Consider the following 17,879-nt stretch of genomic DNA (forward strand, 5'->3'; position numbering starts at 1 on the left):
ACCCCAATCCACGCAGTACCGCTCTGAGGAGAACACGATGACCGAGTCCCAGACCTTCCTCGCCCCGCACCTCGTCGTCGGCGACGGCGCCGCTGCAATCGACTTCTACGTCAAGGCTTTTGGCGCCACCGAGCTCGGCCGGGTGCCCGGGCCCGACGGCAAGCTCATGCACGCCGCACTGACCATCAACGGGTCGAACGTCTACCTCAACGACGACTTCCCGGAAATGTGTGGCGGCAAGTCGCAGACCCCGACGGCCTTCGGCGGCACGCCCGTCACCATCCACCTGCAGGTGCCCGACGTCGACGCGGCCTACCAGCGCGCCATCGACGCCGGCGCACGCGAACTGATGGCCCCGCAGGACATGTTCTGGGGTGACCGCTACAGCCAGGTGGAGGACCCGTTCGGCCACCACTGGTCGCTGGCGCAGACCGTGCGCGTCGTCAGCCCGGAGGAGATCGCCGAGGCGATGGCGGCCCAGCAGGGCTAGCGACCAGTGATTTGTGCACGATTTTCCGCGGTGACCGCGGAAAATCGTGCACAAACCACTCAGGAGAACGCGCTGAGGAGCCGCTGACGCAGCGTCGGCTTGGGCGCGTTGGCGGCTGCGGCCAGCATGTCGGACACGTCGATGAACTTGTCCCTCGGCCGGTCGGCACCGCCGCGCGCGATCTCGGCCGCGTCGATGGCCCGCCACCCCGCCATGTCGACCACGTCGGGCCGGCGGTCGCGGATGAGCTGTTGCAGCGCAACGGTTTTCGCGGTCGGCTCACTGAGGCGGCTGGCGTTGTAGTCGGCGACCAACCGGTCGACGGTGTGCGCGGCGCACGACTTGTTGGTGCCGATGAAGCCCGTCGGCCCACGCTTGATCCAGCCCGCGACATAGCTGCCGCGGACCGGCTTGCCGGTGGCCGGATCGATGACGCGGCCCTCGTCGTTGGGGACCACGCCAGCGGCATCGTCGAACGGCAGACCACGAATTGCCTTGCCGTGGTAGCCGATTGACGTCAGCACCAGGCCGGCGTCGAGCTGCCGGACCTCGTCGGTGCCGGTCACGGTGAACTCGATGCCGGTGACCTTGTCCGAGCCGAGCACGCGGGCCGGGGTCAGTTCGTAGGCCAGCCGGATGCGCGGGCGGGTCGCCGGCGCGGAGCTGTCGGGCAGCTTGGTGAGGATCTCGAGCTTGTGGCGCGTCAGTGCGTCCGTCTCGGCTTCGAGATCGCGGCGGACCAGCTCGTGGTCGGCGGCGTCGAGCACCACGTCGCACGTCGACGTCAGGCCGATCAGCTCCGGCAGCGTGAACGCCGAATGGATCGGGCCACGACGGGCCACGATGACGACCTCACGCACCTTCGAGTCACGCAGTGCGGCCAGGGCATGGTCCGAAATGTCGTTGCGCGCCAACGCATCCGGATCGGTGGTCAGGATGCGGGCCACGTCGAACGCGACGTTGCCGTTACCGATGATCACCGCCCGCTCGTGGCTCAGGTCGACAGGCAGATGCGAGAACTCGGGGTGCCCGTTGTACCAGGCCACCACCTCGGTCGCGGTTCCGGTTCCGGGCAGCTCCATGCCCTCGATGTCGAGGCGCTTGTCGTTGGGCGCACCGACCGCGTACAGCACGGCGTGGTGGTGCTCCAGCAGCTCGGCGTGCGTGACGTCCCGACCCACCTCGACGTTGAGGTAGAAGTCGAGCCCGCGGCGCTTCGTGATCTGGTCGAACAACCGCGTCACGCCCTTGGTGCTCTGGTGGTCGGGGGCGACCCCGGCACGCACCAGCCCGTAGGGCGTCGGCAGCTTCTCGAAGATGTTGACCCGGACCCCGCGCTGGGTCAGCAACTCGTCAGCGGCATACATGGCGGCCGGGCCGGAGCCCACGATCGCGACGCGCAGCGGACCGTGCGGCCGCTGATCGACCGCCGGGGCGTCGGGCACCGGCGCCAGCTTGGACGTCGGCGGCAGCTTGCCCTCGTACTTCGGGTAGAAGGACGCGTTGAGCTCGATGAACGGCAGCTGCGCTTCGGTCAGCTTGGTGTCCGGCTTGATCGCGCCGACCGGGCAGGCCGTGATGCAGGCACCACAGTCCACGCAGGCGGCGGGATCGATGAACAGCATTTCGGCGGTAGCGAAACCCGGCTCGTCCGGGGACGGGTGAATACAGTTCACCGGGCATGCGAAGACGCATGAACCATCGCTACAGCACGACTGAGTGATGACGTGCGGCATGAGTTACCTAAATGCTCAGGCGGCGACCACGACGTGCTGACGCTGCGGCTCGCTGCGGTACCGGCTCGGCGGGCCGTCGATCTTGCAGATCTTCCACATCAGCTTGGCCAGCGGGTTCATCAGACCGGTGTCGTACGCCAGCATGCGGACGTCGGAGAACATGTTGCGCAGGAACATGCGCGACTCGGGAGCATCGAAGAACAGTTCGTCGCGCACCGAGCGCGGGATGTCGAAGGTCTTCCAGAAGACCCGCGGCGGCACGATGATCGCCGAGCACAGGATGCGCATGGTCAGCGGCACGAACAGCGACAGCCAGAACTTCTTCCAGCGGCTCAGCTCCGGAACGCGCTTGTGCAGGTACTCGTGGGCGAACGAGATGTGCCGGGCTTCCTCGGCCACGTGGATGGCCATGACCCGCTCCATGATCGGGTGCAGCTCAGAGCCCTCACGCAGGATGTTCTTCTGGGTGTGGTCGATGGGCTCCTCGCCGGCGAGCACGCCGAAGAAGAACGGGATGGGCGCCGGGCCGGCGGCCAGCGGGATCAGCGGCTGAATCCACTTGAGCAGCTTGGGCATGCCCGGGACGTCAACCCCCATGTGGTTGACCATCTCCTGGAACATCAGGGTGTGGTTGCCCTCTTCGATGGCCTCGTGGGTGCAGTAGCGGAACTCCGGCGACCCGTTCGGAACCCAGAACGCGTACTCCATCAGGCCGCGGATCAGGATGTTCTCGAAGTGCAGGCCGACCTTGGCGACGTTGGCCTGACGCCACATGCCGATCTCGATCTTGCGTTCCTGCGACTGCGCCTGGTACCACGGGTGGCCACCGAGCGGATCGGTGTCGGGGAGGATCCAGCGCTCGTCGTTGGGCACGACCGCGAACTCGGGAGAGTCCCAGGCGATGTCCTGATACGGGTTGAAGTTGCGCCGCACCGACCCCTCGGACAGCGTGGCAAGCTTCTCCACGTAGACAGTGTCATCCAGCACGTCCATGTTCCGGCGCCAACGACGGATCATCCGGGTACGAGCCATTTTCGAGCCTCCCAAGGCTTTTCTGCCAGCTTTACATTCGGCTGCCTTGTGTCGAACGGTACCGGAGGTACCACCTAAAAACTAGTGCCCGCCGTCACACATCTGGACACCTATTGTGACCGTCATCACACCTGCATGCGGATCTGCCGGGCGAGCAGCCGGATCCCCACGTCACCGGCCGTCGACCTGCAACTACGCTGAGGGTCATGGCTGAGCTCACCATCCCCGCCGACATCAAGCCCGCCGACGGACGCTTCGGCTGCGGCCCGTCCAAGGTTCGCCCCGAGCAGCTGACCGCGCTGGCGGCCGCCGGCGACCTGTTCGGCACCTCGCACCGCCAGGCCCCGGTCAAGAACCTGGTCGGGCGCGTGCGCGACGGCATCAAGCAACTGTTCTCCACCCCCGACGGCTACGAGGTCATCCTCGGCAACGGCGGCTCGACCGCGTTCTGGGACGCCGCCGCGTTCGGCCTGATCGACAAGCGCTCGCTGCACCTCACCTACGGCGAGTTCAGCAGCAAGTTCGCGTCGTGCGTCGCCAAGAACCCGTTTGTCGGCGACCCGATCATCATCAAGGCCGACGCCGGCAGCGCGCCAGCCGTGCAGTCGGACCCCGATGTCGACGTCGTGGCGTGGGCCCACAACGAGACCTCGACGGGTGTCGCGGTGCCGATCCAGCGTCCCGCCGGTGACGCTCTCGTCGCGATCGACGCCACCTCGGCCGCCGGCGGCCTGCCGGTCAACATCGCCGACACCGACGCCTACTACTTCGCGCCGCAGAAGAACTTCGCCTCCGACGGCGGCCTCTGGATCGCCGTGATGAGCCCCGCCGCGCTGGCCCGCGTCGAGCAGATCGCCGCCACCGACCGCTGGGTGCCCGACTTCCTGTCGCTGCCCATCGCGGTCGAGAACAGCCTCAAGAACCAGACCTACAACACCCCGGCGATCGCGACGCTGATCCTGCTCGCCGAGCAACTGGATTGGCTCAACGGCAACGGCGGTCTGGACTGGGCCGTGAAGCGCACCGCCGACTCGTCGCAGCGCCTGTACTCGTGGGCCGAGTCGCGTCCGTTCACCACGCCGTTCGTCGCCGACCCGGCGCTGCGGTCGCAGGTCGTCGGCACCATCGACTTCAACGACGACGTCGACGCCGCCGCGGTCGCAAAGGTGTTGCGCGCCAACGGGATCGTCGACACCGAGCCGTACCGCAAGCTGGGCCGCAACCAGCTGCGCGTGGCCATGTTCCCGGCCGTCGACCCCGACGACATCAGCGCCCTGACGGCGTGCGTCGACTGGGTTGTGGAACGCCTCTGAGCACCACCTGACACGTAACCGAGGCGCGTAGTCCATGAAGGGCTGCGCGCCTCGGTGTGTCAGCACGGTTACGAGTCGATAACGCGCTAGGGTGAGCCGTTAAGCCGCGTCCTAGGAGGTCACCAATGAGGGAACTCAAGGTCGTCGGACTCGACGCCGACGGCAAGCGCATCATCTGCGAAGCCCCCAACGGTTCGGCCACCGCAGACAAGTTTGTCTTGCGCGTCGACAATCGACTGAAGGCCGCCGTCCGCGGCGACCGGGCCGCCATCAATCAGACGGAGATCGAAGTCGAGGTCGAGGTGCCCAACTCCCTGCGCCCCCGTGACATCCAGTCCCGCATCCGGGCCGGCGCCTCCGTCGAGCAGCTCGCCGCAGCCGCGGGCGTGAGCCCGGAGCGCATCATGCGCTTCGCCCACCCGGTGCTGCTGGAGCGCTCCCGCGCCGCCGAACTCGCCAGCGCGTCGCACCCGATCCTGCCCGACGGCCCGTCGGTGCTGACCCTGCTCGAGACGGTGACCGGAGCCCTGATCTCCCGCGGCCTCGACCCCGAAGCCACCAAGTGGGACGCCTGGCGCAACGAGGACAGCCGCTGGACCGTGCAGTTCGGCTGGAAGGCCGGGCGTTCCGACAACGTCGCACACTTCCGGTTCAGCCCCGGCGCCCACGGCGGCACCACGACGGCGTTCGACGACGCCGCGACCGAGCTGATCGACCCGAACTACACCCGCCCGGCCCTGCGGTCGGTCGCACCGCTCGCACAGCTACATTTCGAGGAATCGGTCGCCGAGATCCCGATGCCCGCACATCAGCCGGAACCCGCGCCTGCGCCGGAGCCCGCGCCCGCCCCCGTCGTCGTCATGACGCCGCCCCCGGCCGCTCCCCCGGTGCCCGCCGCGCCGGTGGCCCCGCCGGCACCCGAGCCCATCCCGGCGCCGGAGCCGGCGGCCGTCGTCGAGACCCCCGAGCCGGCCGCTCCCGCCGCGCGTCCGCGCAAGAAGAAGCCCGAAATTCCGGCGTGGGAAGACGTCCTGCTCGGCGTGCGGGCCAACGGCCAGCGCTGACGCTGCGCTTCTCACGTTGACCCTGTACTGAGGGTCCCCCTACTCGCACTTCTGCGCCGTAGTTACAGAATCACGGCGGGGCGGGGCTAACGGCCCAGGGCGATCGCGAGCGTCGCGATCCAGCCCAGCGCCACACCGGCACCGGCACCCCAGACGAACCAGCGCCACACCGGGCGCACGCGCCAGGCCCACACCGTCGGGGCCAGGCCACCGACCGCGACGGCGTTCAAACCGACCGCGAGCAGCGGGTGCACCCGCAGCAGCCCCAGCGACAGGACGATGATGGCGGCGGCCGTCACGGCAGCGACGAACGCCGACACCGTCAGTCCGGTGCCCCACGGCGTCTGCGACGGTGTCGTCATCTGAGCCAATCTAGCCCGCCGTTCGGGCGCGCTCGTAGAACGCCAGCGCGGCGGCCGTGGCGACATTCAGCGAATCGGTGCCCCGCGACATCGGGATGCGCGCCCGCACCTCGCAGGCCCGCATGGTGTGTTCGGTCAGCCCCGGGCCTTCGGCCCCGACGAGCACCCCGACCTTCTCCCCGGCCAGCGGCGCCAGGGCGTCGGCCAGCGGCACGGAGCCCTCCCCCGGCGTCATGGCGATCAGGTGAAAGCCGTTGTCCTGCATTAATTTCAGATCGCCGGGCCAGGACTCCGCGCGGGCGTAGGGCACCAGCAGGGCATGGCCCATCGACACCCGGACCGCGCGGCGGTACAACGGATCGGCGCACCCGGCGCCGAACACCACCGCGTCGACGTCGAGGCCGGCGGCGTTGCGGAAGATCGAGCCCAGGTTCTCGTGGTCGTTGACACCCTCGAGGACCGCGACGGTCCGGGCATCCCGCAGCACGTCGGGCACCGTCAGCTCGACGGGCCGGGGCGCCGCGGCGAGTACGCCGCGGTTGAGGTGGAAGCCGACGACCTCGGCCATCACCTCGGCGCTGGCGCGGTAGTAGGGCACGCCGCAGCCGGCCAGGTCGCCGGACAGTTCGCGGAGCCGGCGATCGGTGCCGAGGAACGCGCGCGGGCTGAACCGCGACGCCAGCATGCGCTGCGCCACCAACACGCCCTCGGCGATCACCAGCCCCTTGCCCGACGGCAGGTCGGGCCGGCGGTCCACGCTGTTGAGGTCGCGGAAATCGTCGAGCCGCGGATCGGCGGGATCGGTGACGTCGACAACGATGATGTCGTCCATCGCGTCGAGGTCTGCGGCAGCGCTCACTGGGCTTCGTCGATGATCGCGAACATCAGGTCAGCGGCGGCCAGCAGGATGCCGCGGTCCTGGCCGGACAGCTTCTCGAGCCGGCCTTGCAGCCATTCCATGCCGGCCCGGCGCTCGGCCTCGAACAGTTCCTCACCGGCCGGGGACACCGCGACCAGCACCTGACGCCGATCGTCGGGATGAGAACTGCGTTCGACCAGCCCGAGTTCGACCAGCGAGGCGATGACGCGCGTCATCGACGGCGGCCGCACGCGCTCCCGGGTGGCCAGCGCGCCCGGCGTCATCGGGCCGTCCTTCGCGAGCGTGGCCAGGGCCGACAACTGTGTCAGGGAAACCGGGGAATCGGGACGACGGAATCGCAACTGCCGCGCCAGCCGCACGACGGCCAGCGACAGGTCATTGGCCAAGCGGTCATCGGCGTCCGTCACGAGCAGATAGCGTACCGATCGATCGACTAGCGTTAGAGGAGATGGCCACGCCCGCGCACGAACATCCGGCGGAACCCGTTCCGCCGGCTCTCCCCGACCGCCTCCTCGACCCGGTTCCGGTGATCGTGGTGATCGCGGCCGGCTGGCTGGTGGCAGTGGTGCTGGCCTTCACCGTCGCGGCGCTGCACGGCTGGCGGCCGGTGACCGTCGCAGGCCTCGGTGTCGGCGTATTGGGGACCTCTATATTTCTGTGGCAACGCAGCGCGGCCCGGCGCGGCGCACGAGGTGCCCAACGCGGCCTGCGCTGACATTCACATCTCGACAAGGGAGAGTCCGATGGCTGGAGAAACACCTCTGCTGCAGGCAGACATCACCATCAACGCGCCGGTGGCCAAGGTCTGGGCTTTGATCTCCGATCTCGACAACATGCCCAAATGGAGCCCGCAGTGTCGGGTGATGAAGGCTGTCGGCGCCGTCAAGGTCGGTACCAAGACCGTCAACCTCAACCGTCGGGGCGCGCTCTTCTGGCCGACGACCTCGACGATCACCGCGGTCGACCCGCAGAAGAAGCTGTCGTTCCGGGTCAACACCAACAACACCCAGTGGACCTACGACCTCGAGCCCGCGGGCACCGGCACCAAGCTGACCGTGAGCCGGCGCGCGGAAGCCGTCAAGCCGATCTCGAGCACGCTGATCAACCGCTTCATGGGCGGCGTGCCCAACTTCGAGGTGGAACTGGTCGAGGGCATGAAGACCTCGCTCGGCCGGATCAAGGCCGCGGCCGAAGGCGCTTAGCCGAGGTCGAGCACGCCGTCGTCGAAAGGCTCGAAGGCCGGTGAGCCGATGGGCTCCGGCGGCGGCGTGTCCGAGTGCGCGCCACAGCCGTACTCCGCGGACACCACACGTCCGTCGGCGGACAGTTCATTGGCGCACACGCCGAACACCAGGCCGAGTGACCCGGACAGCGGCACGTAGAAACCGCAGCCACGGCAGGTCCGGCGGGTGGCCCGGGCCATGGCGGCGTTCGGCCCGTAGTCGCCGTCCTGCCAGCGCTGCGCGGCATCCGTCCGGCCCCAGTCGCTGAGCACCTGCTTGCGGCCGAAACCGACCTCGGCAGCCACCTCGTCCCACTCGGGGTCACCGGAGGCCAGGTAACCGGGCACCAGCCGGGGATCGTTGGGCGGCGGCGCCAGCAGATCGCCCGGGCTCAGATCGCCCGGCTGCACGCGCTCGTTCCACGGCACCCACTGCGGGGCCAGCAGCGCATCAGGTCCCGGCACCAGGACCACTTCGCTGACGGTGGTGTGGTCGGCGCCCGGGTAGGTCGCCAGCACCACTGCCCACTGCCAGCCGTGGTAGCCGGACATCGACGCGAGGAATCGATGGGTCACCGACGCCGGGTCGTCGAAGCTGGCGCCCAGGTAGTCACCGACGACGCCCTCGCCACTGAACTCGATGATCGCGGCGCGGGCCTGGTCGACCGCGCCCATCAGGATCGGGGTCAGGTCGGGCAGCTCGGCCTCTTCTTCGACAGCCGCCGCGGCCTCGGGGGCCGCTTCGGTCGCGGGCGCGTCAGCGGTCTCCGCAACCGGGGCCTCGTCGACGACAGCGTCGGCGGCCGGGGACTCGTCGGCGGCCTGCGGCTCATCGACGGTCTCGGGCACTTCGGCCGATTCCGGTGCCTCGGCGGGAGCTTCGACGGCGTCGACGGATTCCACGGCGGCTTCAGGGGTCGGCACCTCGACCGGCGCCTCGGGCGGCGTCGACTCGTCCGGCGTCACGGCTGCCGATTCGGTGTCATTGGGCATGTCCATCGTGATCAATACTGCCTGACCACCCAGGACAAGGCCACACCGCCTGCCTGCGCGCCGCCGTCGGCAGCATGGGGAACAATCGTGCTCATGAGTGGACCGCGGGATGCCGGGAGGTCGGGGGATCCCCGTTACTACCCGCCGCGCCCACCGCGCCGCGATGACGAAGAGCATCCGGGCATGGCCAATTACCCGAGCGATCCTGGTCAGGCCCGCCGACGGCCGCCGCCGCGGGGGTCGTCGTCGCACAGCGACAACCGCTGGCTGCCGCCGCTCGACGACGATCACCACGACGGCCATGGCTACGACCGTGGATACGACGACGGCTACGACGACCGGCGCCGCGATGACGACGACCGGCGCCGCGGCCCCGCGGGCGGCGAGAAGATCACCGTCACCCGGGCCGCCGCGCAGCGCAGCCGTGAGATGGGCACCAAGGTGTATGGCCTGGTGCACCGGGCCGCGACGGCCGACGGCGCCGACAAATCCGGTCTGACGGCGCTGACGTGGCCCGTCGTCGCGAACAACGCGCTCGACGCGGCGATGGGCATCGCGCTCGCCAACACGCTGTTCTTCGCGGCGGCCTCAGGTGAGTCCAAGAGCAAGGTGGCCCTGTACCTGCTCATCACCATCGCGCCGTTCGCGGTGATCGCCCCGCTCATCGGGCCGGCGCTGGACCGCGTGCAGCACGGCCGGCGCGTCGCCCTTGCGGTGTCGTTCGCGCTGCGCGTGGTGCTGGCGCTGGTGCTGATCGGCAACTACGACGGCGCCACGGGCAGCTATCCCCCGTGGGTGCTCTACCCGTGCGCGCTGGGGATGATGGTGCTGTCCAAGTCGTTCAGCGTGCTGCGCAGCGCCGTGACGCCACGTGTGCTGCCACCGACGATCGACCTGGTCCGGGTCAATTCCCGGCTCACCATGTTCGGGCTGCTCGGTGGCACCGGTCTGGGCGGTGGCGTCGCAGCCGCGTTCGAGTACACCTTCGGCCTGATGCATCTGCCGGGCGCGCTCTACGTCGTCGCCGTCGTGGCGGTCGCGGGCGCCGTCCTGACGATGCGCATCCCCAAGTGGGTCGAGGTCACCGAGGGTGAGGTGCCGGCGACGCTGTCGTATCACGCGCCGACCGAGCAGCTGCGACATCCGCATCACGACAAGTCCCCGCGACAGCCGTTGGGCCGCAACATCATCACGTCACTGTGGGGCAACTGCACCATCAAGGTGCTCGTCGGCTTTCTGTTCCTCTACCCCGCGTTCGTCGCCAAGTCGCACGACGCGGGTGCGTGGGAACAGCTGAAGATCCTCGGCCTCATCGGCGCCGCCGCCGGCATCGGGAACTTCGCCGGCAACATCGCCAGTGCCCGCCTCAAATTGGGGCATCCCGCGCAGGTGGTCGTGCGCGCAACTGTCATCGTCACTGCTGCGGCAATCGCCGCCGCGGTGGCCGGCAACCTGATGGTGGCCGCGGCCGCCGCGCTGATCACCTCGGCCGCCACGGCGATCTCCAAGGCGTCGCTGGACGCCTCGCTGCAGCACGACCTGCCCGAGGCGTCCCGGGCGTCGGCCTTCGGCCGGTCCGAGTCGGTGCTGCAGTTGGCCTGGGTGGTCGGCGGCGCCGTCGGTGTGCTGATCTATACCGACCTCTGGGTCGGGTTCACCGCGGTCAGCGCCCTGCTGATCCCCGGGCTCGCCCAGACCCTCGTGAGCTACAACGGTGGCTCACTGATCCCGGGCTTCGGCGGCAACCGGCCCGTACTCGCCGAGCAGGAAGGACCACGGCCCGATCCCGCGGCAATGCCCGGGGCGCGTCAAGGATGGATATGAAACGAGTTCTCGCGCTGTTGGCAGTGGTCGCGGTGCTGTCGGCGACGGCCACAGGTGTCCTGGTCTGGCGGCTGACGCGGCACCAGGGTCCCGACTTCCCCGAGATCAGCGCCTTCACCGATGGCCAGCTGACGCGCATCGGGCCGTACCGCTACTGCGACGTCCACCTGAAGGCGTGCGACGTCCCCGCGACGACGGGCGAACTGCACGTCACGGCGCGGCACCCCATTCAGCTGTCCGTGCCGCAGCCCGTGGCGCGGGCGCCGTGGGTGCTGCTGCTCGCCTACGAGGACGACGGTTCCACCGTCAGCGAGTTCCGGCCGAACCAGCGGCTGGCCGTGACCATCCCGACCGTCGACCCGCATCACGGCAAGCTGCTCGGGCTCGCCGTCCAACTGCCCACTCTGGCAAGGGATTCCGACGGCAACGAGTTCCCCCTGCCGCACGCCGAATGGTCCGTGCGGACCGTCTGGCCCTGACCTACCCAGCGCCGTGGCCGGCCGGCACCTGTTCACCGTCGCGAACCGGCCCGGGCGGCGTGCCGTCACCGAAAGGCCTGCCGCCCAACGCTTCCCGGCCGTGCGGCGTCAGCCAATTTGCCAGATCGGGACCTTTCGGCACGATCTGCGTCGGATTGATGTCGGCGTGCACGATGTAGTAGTGCTGCTTGATCTGCACGAAGTCGACGGTGTCGCCGAAGCCGGGGGTCTGGAACAGGTCCCGGGCGTACGCCCACAGCACCGGCATCTCGGCGAGCTTGGACCGATTGCACTTGAAGTGCCCGTGATAGACCGGGTCGAACCGGGCCAGCGTGGTGAACAGCCGCACGTCGGCCTCGGTGATGGTGTCCCCCACGAGATACCTTTGGCCGCTGAGCCTTTCGCTCAGCCAGTCCAGCGCGGTGAACAGCCGGTCGTAGGCGGCGTCGTACGCCTCCTGTGATCCCGCGAACCCGCAGCGGTAGACGCCGTTGTTGACCTCGGTGTAGACGCGCTTGGCGACGCTGTCGATCTCGTCGCGCAGATGCTCGGGGTACAGCTGCGGCGCACCGTCGCGGTGGTACGCCGTCCATTCGGTGGACAGGTCCAGCGTCATTTGCGCGAAGTCGTTGGTCACGACGGCACCGGTGGGCACGTCGACGATCGCGGGCACCGTGATGCCCTTGGGGTAGTCCGGGTCGCGCTTGAAGTAGGCGTCCTGCAGCCGCGGGATTTTCAGCACCGGGTCGACGCCGCCGGGATCCAGGTCGAATGTCCAGCTACGCTGATCGTGCGTCGGACCGCAAAAGCCAATGGAGAGAACATCTTCCAGGCCCAGCAGCCGACGGACGATGATGGCGCGGTTGGCCCAGGGACAGGCCCTGGCGACGATCAGCCGATACCGCCCGGGTTCGACGGGGTACCCGTCACGACCGTCGGCCGTGATCCGGGTGCTGATGTAGTTGGTGTCGCGGGTGAACTCAGAACCGGGGTTGACGTAGGTCACATCCCCAGTCTGCCCGCCCAAAGTTGGCTTGTGTGCGAGAAATCAGCCGACTCTCGAACACAAGCCAACCTTCGGCGTGTGAATCAGGCGTCGAGCTCGCGGGCGACGGCCTTGACCACCTCGGACACCTTGCGGGCCGTCTTGCGGTCGGGGTAACGCCCCCGGCGCAGCTCGGACTGAACGACGTCCTCGAGGAGGGTGATCATGTCCGACACCATGCCGTGCAGCTCGTCGGGCGTGTGCTTGTGCTCGGGGGCCGCGGCCTCGCGACGGGTGCGCGACAGGCTCGGCGGCGGGTCGATCAGCTTGAGGCTCAGCGCCTGCGGACCGCGACGCCCGGCCGCGACACCGAACTCGACGCGCTGACCGGCCTTGAGACCTTCAACCCCGGCGGGCAGCGCCGAAGACCGGACGTAGACGTCCTCGCCCTCTTCCTGGGAGAGGAAGCCGAAGCCCTTCTCCGTGTCGTACCACTTAACCCGGCCGCTTGGCACTGGTCTCACCTGCTCGTTCTCAACATACGGTTACATAACGAAAGCGCCCCACCTCCGCAGGACGCGTTGCCGTTGATCCTACTCGGCCACCTCAGATCGCAGCATCCCCATTACTCGGTAGGCTGAAGGTTCTATGTAGAGGAGGTGACATGCGCCTGATCCTGAACATCATCTGGCTGGTTTTCGGCGGCTTCTGGCTGGCGCTCGGCTACTTCCTCGCAGCCCTGATCTGCTTCGTCCTCATCGTCACCATCCCGTTCGGCGTCGCGGCGGCCCGCATCGGCGTCTACGCCCTGTGGCCGTTCGGCCAGACGGTCGTCGACAAGCCCGGACCGCGCCCGGGGGCGCTGGTCGGCAACGTGATCTGGCTGGTGCTGTGCGGCTGGTGGCTGGTGCTCGGCCATATCGCCACCGCCATCGCGCAAGCCATCACCATCGTCGGTATCCCGCTGGCGCTGGCCAACCTCAAGCTGATCCCGGTGTCGCTGCTGCCGCTGGGCAAGCAGATCGTCCCGGTCGACCAGACCCACCCCGCACCAGCCTGGCAGCAATGACACTCACGCCACTCGGCCTCCCGACCATCGCGCGCCCTGTCGGTCCGGCCCCGGCATCCGGGCCGCTGATCGACACGTACGGCCGTGTCGCCGCCGATCTGCGGGTGTCGCTCACCGACCGCTGCAATCTGCGTTGTACCTATTGCATGCCGGCCGAGGGCCTGGACTGGCTGCCCGGCGCCGACCTGCTCACTCCCGAAGAGCTCACCCGGCTGATCCGGGTGGCCGTGACGCGGTTGGGCATCACGGGTGTGCGGTTCACCGGCGGTGAGCCGCTGCTGGTTCCACATCTGGAGGAAGTGGTCGCGGCGACCGCCGCGTTGCAGCCGCGGCCGGCCATGGCCGTGACGACCAACGGCATCGGACTCGCCAAGCGCGCGGCAGCGCTCAAGAAGGCCGGCCTGAATCGCGTCAACGTCTCGCTCGACACCCTGGACCCGGACCGCTTCGCGGCCATCACGCGGCGTCGGCGACTGCCCGAGGTGCTCGACGGCCTGGCCGCCGCAAAGGCGGCGGGGCTGAGTCCGGTCAAGGTCAACGCTGTGCTCGACCCGGAAACCGGCTTGGACGACGCCCCGGCGCTGTTGCGCTTCTGCCTCGAGCACGGGTACCAGCTGCGCATCATCGAGCAGATGCCACTCGACGCCGGGCATCACTGGCAGCGGGGTTCGGTCCTGCAGGCCGACCAGATTCTGGCGGCGCTGCGCCGCGAATTCAGCCTGCGCCCGGACCCGGCGCCGCGGGGTTCCGCCCCGGCCGAGCTGTGGCAGGTGCACGACGACGGCGCGGTGCTCGGCACCGTCGGCGTCATCGCGTCCGTCTCGGCCGCGTTCTGCGGCACGTGCGACCGCACCCGGCTCACGGCCGACGGTCAGGTGCGCAGCTGTCTGTTCTCACAGCAGGAGACGGATCTGCGGGCGTTGCTGCGCGGCGGCGCGGACGACGATGCGGTGGAGGCCGCCTGGCGGGCCGCGATGTGGGCCAAGCCGGCGGGCCATGGAATAAACGATCCGGGTTTCGTCCAGCCGGACCGCCCGATGAGCGCGATCGGCGGCTGACGGTGGCGGATTTGGTGGTGACGGTGCGCTATTTCGCCGCCGCGAAGGCCGCAACCGGAATCGAGACCGAAACGTTGCAGCTCAATGAGGGTGTAACCGTCCGCGATCTGGTGAACTCCATTGGTACACGTGGGGCAGATGTGGCAAAAGTGCTCTCACGCTGCTCATTTCTGCGCGACGGCGTCGCCGTGCGCGATCTGGACACCGCGCTCGCCACGGGCGGGACGCTCGATGTCCTACCCCCCTTCGCCGGCGGCTAATTGTGAAATGCCTCACATAACGAAACGGTAACGACCTGGCTGCGGCGCCCCTGACCGGCATCGATACCTGCGAAAACGCCGAATCAGCCAGCGGCTTTAAAGTCCTCTCATAATTTGCTCGGGCCCGAAACGCCCGAAATCGGTCGAGGTGACGGAACCCACCTGACCCGATACCGTCGTCTCTCAAGCCAGAGCGACCCTTTGGCACCCGCACTTGAAACGCCTAGCTCCATCCATCAGGTGCGGCCGACGACAACCCGTGGATGGAGGCGGGGGACCCAACCGGTCCACCGAGGAAATCAGGACCAGGAGCCTCGGCTCCTTGGGGTGAAGCCTGCTCTGCAGGCCGGGCAACCTCTCCAGCCCGAACCCGACAGCTGACCTCGTAGGCGTTGACGAGAGGACTGCTTTTCCTATGAGTGGACGCCACCGTAAACCCACCACGTCCAGTGTCAGCGTTGCGAAGATCGCCTTCACCGGTGCCGTTCTCGGCGGCGGCAGCATCGCCCTCGCCGCGCAGGCCACCGCCGCAACCGACGGCGAATGGGACCAGGTAGCCCGCTGCGAATCCGGCGGCAACTGGGCCATCAACACCGGCAACGGCTACCAGGGCGGCCTGCAGTTCTCGCCCAGCACCTGGAGCGCCCACGGCGGCGGTGAGTACGCCCCGGCCGCCAACATGGCCAGCAAGGACCAGCAGATCGCGGTTGCCGAGCGCGTGCTGGCCAGCCAGGGCCGCGGCGCATGGCCGGTCTGCGGCACGGGCCTGTCCCGTTCCACCCCGCGCAACGCGGTGAGCACCCCGAAGCCGGCCCCTGCCGTCACGCTGGACAACCCCGAGCTCAACACCCCGGCCGATCCGGCTCCGGTGCAGGACGCCGCCGCTCCGCTGGACGCGCCCGCTCCCGCCCCCGAGGCGCCGGTCATCGTCAACGTCGCGAACGAGGTCCCCGCCCCCGAGGCGCCGGTCCTGGACGTGCCCGAGGCTCCCGCCCCGGCCCCTGAAGCCCCCGTCGTCGAGGCACCGCCCGTCGAAGCTCCCATTGTCGAGGCCTCCGTCGTCGAGGCCCCTGCCCCGGAGGCCCCGGTCGAGGCCGCTCCCGTGATCCAGGCCGCCAACTGGGACACCACCGAAGCTCCCGCCCAGCCCGGTGTCTGGGCCCTGCACGGCAAGCAGGACCTGCCGGTCGATCCGGCTGTCCCGGTTCCGGCCCCGGCTCCGGTTGCTGACGCCGCGGCTCCCGCCCCGGCAGCGCCCGTCGCGCTGCAGACCCCGCCGAACGGCACGCCGCACCTCGCGAGCCCGACCAACCTGCCCCCGGGTTCGACCATGGAGCCGACCGACACGGGCGAGAGCGCCAACATGAGCTACCTGCGGCAGCTCTGGCACGCGGTCCAGAACAACGACATCTCCGGTCGTGACGCCCTGCTAGCCGTCGCCTCGACGCGGACCGGCGGCCCGGAAGCCAGCATCCCGGCCCCGCCGAACGCTCCGGCGCCCGGCCCGGCCCCGATCGTCGACGCCCCTCCGGCTCCGTAATACATACAAAGAGAAATCGCCCCGGTCATCGACCGGGGCGATTCTCGTTTCCGTTGACCCTGTATCCAGGGCGGACAAGCTCGAGTGCGCCGCGCCGTCAGCGCAGGCTCAACACGAAACCGACCGTGACAGCCGTTCACCCTGTATCCAGGGCGGAAAAGCTCGAGTAGGCAGCGCCGTCGGCGCAGGCTCAACTGAGGAGTTCAGGCGGAGCCGACCCACTCTTCGGTGCCGTCGGTGAAGAACTGGTGCTTCCAGACCGGCAGCCGCTCCTTGACGGTGTCGACCAGCAGCGCGCACGTGCGGAAGGCCGCGGCGCGGTGATCGGCCGAAACCGCCGCCACAAGAGCCGCATCCCCGATCTGCAGCACGCCGATCCGGTGACTCACGGCGATGGCCCGCACGCCTTCGGACGCGGCGGCGACGTCGGCGGCCACCTCGGCGAGTACCTGCGCGGCCGACGGGTGCGCCGAGTACTCCAGCCGCGTCACCCCGCGGCCACCGTCGTGGTTGCGTACGACACCGGCGAAGCTCACGACGGCGCCCGCGGCGCTGTGGTCGACCAGCGCCTCGTGGGATGCGACATCGATCGGCGATTCACTGAGGTCGGCGCGCAGCACGATCACCCGGCATGGTCCTTTCCACTGAGCTGGTCGAGCGCGTGGTCCAGAACCCCGGCCAGCACGCCCAGCCCGTCCTTCACTCCCCCGGACGAGCCCGGCAGGTTGACGATCAGCGTCCGGCCGGCGACACCACAGACGCCGCGGGACAGCACCGACGTCGGGACGTGCGGCAGGCCGGACTGCCGGATCGCGTCGGCCAGCCCGGGGATCTGGTAGTCGAGGACCTCGGCGGTGGCCTGCGGGGTGGCATCGGTCGGGGAGATGCCCGTGCCGCCGGAGGTGAGGACGACGTCGACGTCGTCGGCGATGGCGCGGCGCAATTCGGCTCCGACCGGGGCACCGTCGGTGACGACGACCGGCGGGGGCACGTCGAAACCGCGCTCAGCGAGCCAGGCGACGATCAGCGGGCCGGTGCGGTCCTCGTACACGCCGGCGGCGGCCCGGGTGGAGGCGATGACGACACGGGCGGTGCGCCTCATGCTCGTTCCCAGAGGCCGGTCTTCCCGCCCTCCTTGCGCAACACCCGGATGTCGTCGATGCGCGCGGCCGGGTCGACGGCCTTGATCATGTCGTACAGCGTCAGCGCCGCGACGCTGACGGCGGTGAGCGCCTCCATCTCAACGCCGGTGCGATCGGTGGTGCGCACGGTCGCGGTGATACCGATGGCGTCACCGCCCGCGCCGGTTTCAAAAGCCACCTCGACCTTGGTCAGCGCCAGCTGGTGGCACAGCGGGATCAGGTCGCTGGTGCGCTTGGCCGCCATGATTCCGGCGACGCGGGCCGTCGCGAGCGCGTCACCTTTGGGCAGGCCACCGCTGGTGATGAGGTCGACGACGTCGGCGCGGGTGTGCAGGACGCCCGCCGCGACGGCGGTGCGCCGGGTGGCGTCCTTGGCGGACACGTCCACCATGTGGGCCGCACCCGATTCGTCCAGGTGCGAGAGCTCCAC

At 69.1% G+C, this 17,879-nt stretch carries 22 protein-coding genes and 1 riboswitch; of the genes, 11 read left to right on the forward strand and 11 right to left on the reverse strand.

Features of this window, described 5'->3' with window-relative positions:
* The first annotated feature begins 37 nt into the window (after positions 1–37).
* On the forward strand, positions 38–490 hold the full coding sequence (locus ACJH7A_RS14390) for a VOC family protein (RefSeq protein WP_020098902.1): 453 nt from the start codon (positions 38–40) through the stop codon (positions 488–490).
* 59 nt (positions 491–549) lie between these two features.
* On the opposite strand, the gene ACJH7A_RS14395 is transcribed toward ACJH7A_RS14390, so the two are convergent.
* Together ACJH7A_RS14395 and ACJH7A_RS14400 are read right to left on the reverse strand one after the other, a co-directional pair.
* Positions 550–2,226: an FAD-dependent oxidoreductase gene (locus ACJH7A_RS14395; protein ID WP_406802191.1), complete on the reverse strand. Its 1,677-nt coding sequence runs from the start codon at positions 2,224–2,226 to the stop codon at positions 550–552.
* 15 nt (positions 2,227–2,241) lie between these two features.
* Positions 2,242–3,258: a diiron oxygenase gene (locus ACJH7A_RS14400; RefSeq protein ID WP_060998957.1), complete on the reverse strand. Its 1,017-nt coding sequence runs from the start codon at positions 3,256–3,258 to the stop codon at positions 2,242–2,244.
* 206 nt (positions 3,259–3,464) lie between these two features.
* Between ACJH7A_RS14400 and serC the strand changes: the two genes are divergently transcribed.
* Both serC and sepH read left to right on the forward strand, forming a co-directional pair.
* Positions 3,465–4,571 (forward strand): phosphoserine transaminase, encoded by a 1,107-nt coding sequence (gene serC / locus ACJH7A_RS14405; protein WP_020098899.1) that lies wholly within the window; start codon positions 3,465–3,467, stop codon positions 4,569–4,571.
* Positions 4,572–4,696: 125 nt separating this feature from the next.
* Complete coding sequence (sepH, locus tag ACJH7A_RS14410) at positions 4,697–5,635, forward strand: septation protein SepH (RefSeq protein WP_212813192.1); 939 nt, start codon at positions 4,697–4,699, stop codon at positions 5,633–5,635.
* Positions 5,636–5,721: 86 nt separating this feature from the next.
* Here the strand turns inward: sepH and ACJH7A_RS14415 are convergent, their stop codons facing one another.
* The 3 genes from ACJH7A_RS14415 to ACJH7A_RS14425 are packed head-to-tail and all read right to left on the reverse strand — an operon-like array spanning position 5,722 to position 7,284.
* Positions 5,722–5,997: a DUF2537 domain-containing protein gene (locus ACJH7A_RS14415; RefSeq protein ID WP_212813194.1), complete on the reverse strand. Its 276-nt coding sequence runs from the start codon at positions 5,995–5,997 to the stop codon at positions 5,722–5,724.
* 10 nt (positions 5,998–6,007) lie between these two features.
* Entirely contained in the window at positions 6,008–6,829 is an 822-nt protein-coding gene (locus tag ACJH7A_RS14420) for an RNA methyltransferase (protein ID WP_212814974.1), read from the reverse strand.
* Positions 6,830–6,852: 23 nt separating this feature from the next.
* On the reverse strand, positions 6,853–7,284 hold the full coding sequence (locus ACJH7A_RS14425) for a MarR family winged helix-turn-helix transcriptional regulator (RefSeq protein WP_212813196.1): 432 nt from the start codon (positions 7,282–7,284) through the stop codon (positions 6,853–6,855).
* A gap of 41 nt (positions 7,285–7,325) precedes the next feature.
* On the opposite strand from ACJH7A_RS14425, the gene ACJH7A_RS14430 reads away from it, so the two are divergent.
* Together ACJH7A_RS14430 and ACJH7A_RS14435 are read left to right on the forward strand one after the other, a co-directional pair.
* Complete coding sequence (locus tag ACJH7A_RS14430; protein WP_212813198.1) at positions 7,326–7,592, forward strand: DUF2530 domain-containing protein; 267 nt, start codon at positions 7,326–7,328, stop codon at positions 7,590–7,592.
* A gap of 28 nt (positions 7,593–7,620) precedes the next feature.
* Positions 7,621–8,079, forward strand: a complete 459-nt coding sequence (locus ACJH7A_RS14435; protein ID WP_406802192.1) for an SRPBCC family protein — start codon at positions 7,621–7,623, stop codon at positions 8,077–8,079.
* On the opposite strand, the gene ACJH7A_RS14440 is transcribed toward ACJH7A_RS14435, so the two are convergent.
* On the reverse strand, positions 8,076–8,774 hold the full coding sequence (locus ACJH7A_RS14440) for a DUF3027 domain-containing protein (protein WP_234789681.1): 699 nt from the start codon (positions 8,772–8,774) through the stop codon (positions 8,076–8,078). The genes ACJH7A_RS14435 and ACJH7A_RS14440 overlap by 4 nt on opposite strands.
* Positions 8,775–9,275: 501 nt before the next feature.
* Between ACJH7A_RS14440 and ACJH7A_RS14445 the strand changes: the two genes are divergently transcribed.
* Both ACJH7A_RS14445 and ACJH7A_RS14450 read left to right on the forward strand, forming a co-directional pair.
* Positions 9,276–10,916, forward strand: coding sequence for an MFS transporter (locus tag ACJH7A_RS14445; RefSeq protein ID WP_064859310.1), 1,641 nt, complete (start codon positions 9,276–9,278; stop codon positions 10,914–10,916).
* Complete coding sequence (locus ACJH7A_RS14450) at positions 10,913–11,395, forward strand: DUF2771 domain-containing protein (protein ID WP_060998943.1); 483 nt, start codon at positions 10,913–10,915, stop codon at positions 11,393–11,395. Before ACJH7A_RS14445 ends, ACJH7A_RS14450 begins: the two co-directional genes overlap by 4 nt.
* 1 nt (position 11,396) lies before the next feature.
* On the opposite strand, the gene ACJH7A_RS14455 is transcribed toward ACJH7A_RS14450, so the two are convergent.
* Entirely contained in the window at positions 11,397–12,401 is a 1,005-nt protein-coding gene (locus tag ACJH7A_RS14455; protein ID WP_318986770.1) for a glutathione S-transferase C-terminal domain-containing protein, read from the reverse strand.
* A gap of 83 nt (positions 12,402–12,484) precedes the next feature.
* Positions 12,485–12,895 carry a cold-shock protein gene (locus ACJH7A_RS14460; protein WP_053854517.1) on the reverse strand — a complete coding sequence of 137 codons (411 nt, stop codon included), beginning with the start codon at positions 12,893–12,895 and terminating at the stop codon, positions 12,485–12,487.
* A 149-nt stretch (positions 12,896–13,044) separates the two neighbouring features.
* Between ACJH7A_RS14460 and ACJH7A_RS14465 the strand changes: the two genes are divergently transcribed.
* The 4 genes from ACJH7A_RS14465 (at position 13,045) to ACJH7A_RS14480 (ending at position 16,307) form a co-directional block, all read left to right on the forward strand.
* The gene (locus ACJH7A_RS14465; RefSeq protein ID WP_064859312.1) at positions 13,045–13,449 is read left to right on the forward strand and encodes a YccF domain-containing protein; all 405 of its coding nucleotides are present in this window, start codon (positions 13,045–13,047) and stop codon (positions 13,447–13,449) included.
* Positions 13,446–14,507, forward strand: a complete 1,062-nt coding sequence (gene moaA, locus ACJH7A_RS14470; protein WP_133426537.1) for a GTP 3',8-cyclase MoaA — start codon at positions 13,446–13,448, stop codon at positions 14,505–14,507. The genes ACJH7A_RS14465 and moaA overlap by 4 nt, the downstream gene beginning before the upstream one ends.
* 2 nt (positions 14,508–14,509) lie before the next feature.
* Complete coding sequence (locus ACJH7A_RS14475; protein ID WP_082934726.1) at positions 14,510–14,767, forward strand: MoaD/ThiS family protein; 258 nt, start codon at positions 14,510–14,512, stop codon at positions 14,765–14,767.
* Positions 14,768–14,977: 210 nt separating this feature from the next.
* Positions 14,978–15,174: riboswitch (cyclic di-AMP (ydaO/yuaA leader) on the forward strand.
* Positions 15,175–15,182: 8 nt separating this feature from the next.
* Positions 15,183–16,307, forward strand: a complete 1,125-nt coding sequence (locus tag ACJH7A_RS14480) for a transglycosylase family protein (protein WP_406802193.1) — start codon at positions 15,183–15,185, stop codon at positions 16,305–16,307.
* Between the two features lie 203 nt (positions 16,308–16,510).
* Here the strand turns inward: ACJH7A_RS14480 and ACJH7A_RS14485 are convergent, their stop codons facing one another.
* Genes ACJH7A_RS14485 through moaC form a run of 3 tightly spaced genes read right to left on the reverse strand, consistent with a single transcriptional unit; the run spans position 16,511 to position 17,879 of the window.
* On the reverse strand, positions 16,511–16,933 hold the full coding sequence (locus ACJH7A_RS14485; RefSeq protein ID WP_406802194.1) for a molybdenum cofactor biosynthesis protein MoaE: 423 nt from the start codon (positions 16,931–16,933) through the stop codon (positions 16,511–16,513).
* Positions 16,930–17,409, reverse strand: a complete 480-nt coding sequence (locus ACJH7A_RS14490; protein WP_406802195.1) for a molybdenum cofactor biosynthesis protein B — start codon at positions 17,407–17,409, stop codon at positions 16,930–16,932. The genes ACJH7A_RS14485 and ACJH7A_RS14490 overlap by 4 nt, the downstream gene beginning before the upstream one ends.
* Positions 17,406–17,879, reverse strand: coding sequence for a cyclic pyranopterin monophosphate synthase MoaC (gene moaC / locus ACJH7A_RS14495; protein ID WP_073697812.1), 474 nt, complete (start codon positions 17,877–17,879; stop codon positions 17,406–17,408). Before moaC ends, ACJH7A_RS14490 begins: the two co-directional genes overlap by 4 nt.

Origin of the sequence: Mycobacterium sp. SMC-17 (genome assembly GCF_045310915.1) — a bacterium.
GTDB lineage: Bacteria > Actinomycetota > Actinomycetes > Mycobacteriales > Mycobacteriaceae > Mycobacterium.

Bases quoted from the DNA above. Each gene is read 5' to 3' on its own strand.
- ACJH7A_RS14440 (WP_234789681.1), bottom strand. From the start codon at position 8,774: ATGGGCGCGGTCGACCAGGCCCGCGCCGCGATCATCGAGTTCAGTGGC.
- ACJH7A_RS14390 (WP_020098902.1), top strand. From the start codon at position 38: ATGACCGAGTCCCAGACCTTCCTCGCCCCGCACCTCGTCGTCGGCGAC.
- ACJH7A_RS14480 (WP_406802193.1), top strand. From the start codon at position 15,183: ATGAGTGGACGCCACCGTAAACCCACCACGTCCAGTGTCAGCGTTGCG.
- serC (WP_020098899.1), top strand. From the start codon at position 3,465: ATGGCTGAGCTCACCATCCCCGCCGACATCAAGCCCGCCGACGGACGC.
- ACJH7A_RS14430 (WP_212813198.1), top strand. From the start codon at position 7,326: ATGGCCACGCCCGCGCACGAACATCCGGCGGAACCCGTTCCGCCGGCT.
- ACJH7A_RS14450 (WP_060998943.1), top strand. From the start codon at position 10,913: ATGAAACGAGTTCTCGCGCTGTTGGCAGTGGTCGCGGTGCTGTCGGCG.
- moaA (WP_133426537.1), top strand. From the start codon at position 13,446: ATGACACTCACGCCACTCGGCCTCCCGACCATCGCGCGCCCTGTCGGT.
- ACJH7A_RS14415 (WP_212813194.1), bottom strand. From the start codon at position 5,997: ATGACGACACCGTCGCAGACGCCGTGGGGCACCGGACTGACGGTGTCG.
- ACJH7A_RS14435 (WP_406802192.1), top strand. From the start codon at position 7,621: ATGGCTGGAGAAACACCTCTGCTGCAGGCAGACATCACCATCAACGCG.
- ACJH7A_RS14420 (WP_212814974.1), bottom strand. From the start codon at position 6,829: ATGGACGACATCATCGTTGTCGACGTCACCGATCCCGCCGATCCGCGG.
- sepH (WP_212813192.1), top strand. From the start codon at position 4,697: ATGAGGGAACTCAAGGTCGTCGGACTCGACGCCGACGGCAAGCGCATC.
- ACJH7A_RS14400 (WP_060998957.1), bottom strand. From the start codon at position 3,258: ATGGCTCGTACCCGGATGATCCGTCGTTGGCGCCGGAACATGGACGTG.
- ACJH7A_RS14445 (WP_064859310.1), top strand. From the start codon at position 9,276: ATGGCCAATTACCCGAGCGATCCTGGTCAGGCCCGCCGACGGCCGCCG.
- ACJH7A_RS14395 (WP_406802191.1), bottom strand. From the start codon at position 2,226: ATGCCGCACGTCATCACTCAGTCGTGCTGTAGCGATGGTTCATGCGTC.
- ACJH7A_RS14465 (WP_064859312.1), top strand. From the start codon at position 13,045: ATGCGCCTGATCCTGAACATCATCTGGCTGGTTTTCGGCGGCTTCTGG.
- ACJH7A_RS14490 (WP_406802195.1), bottom strand. From the start codon at position 17,409: ATGAGGCGCACCGCCCGTGTCGTCATCGCCTCCACCCGGGCCGCCGCC.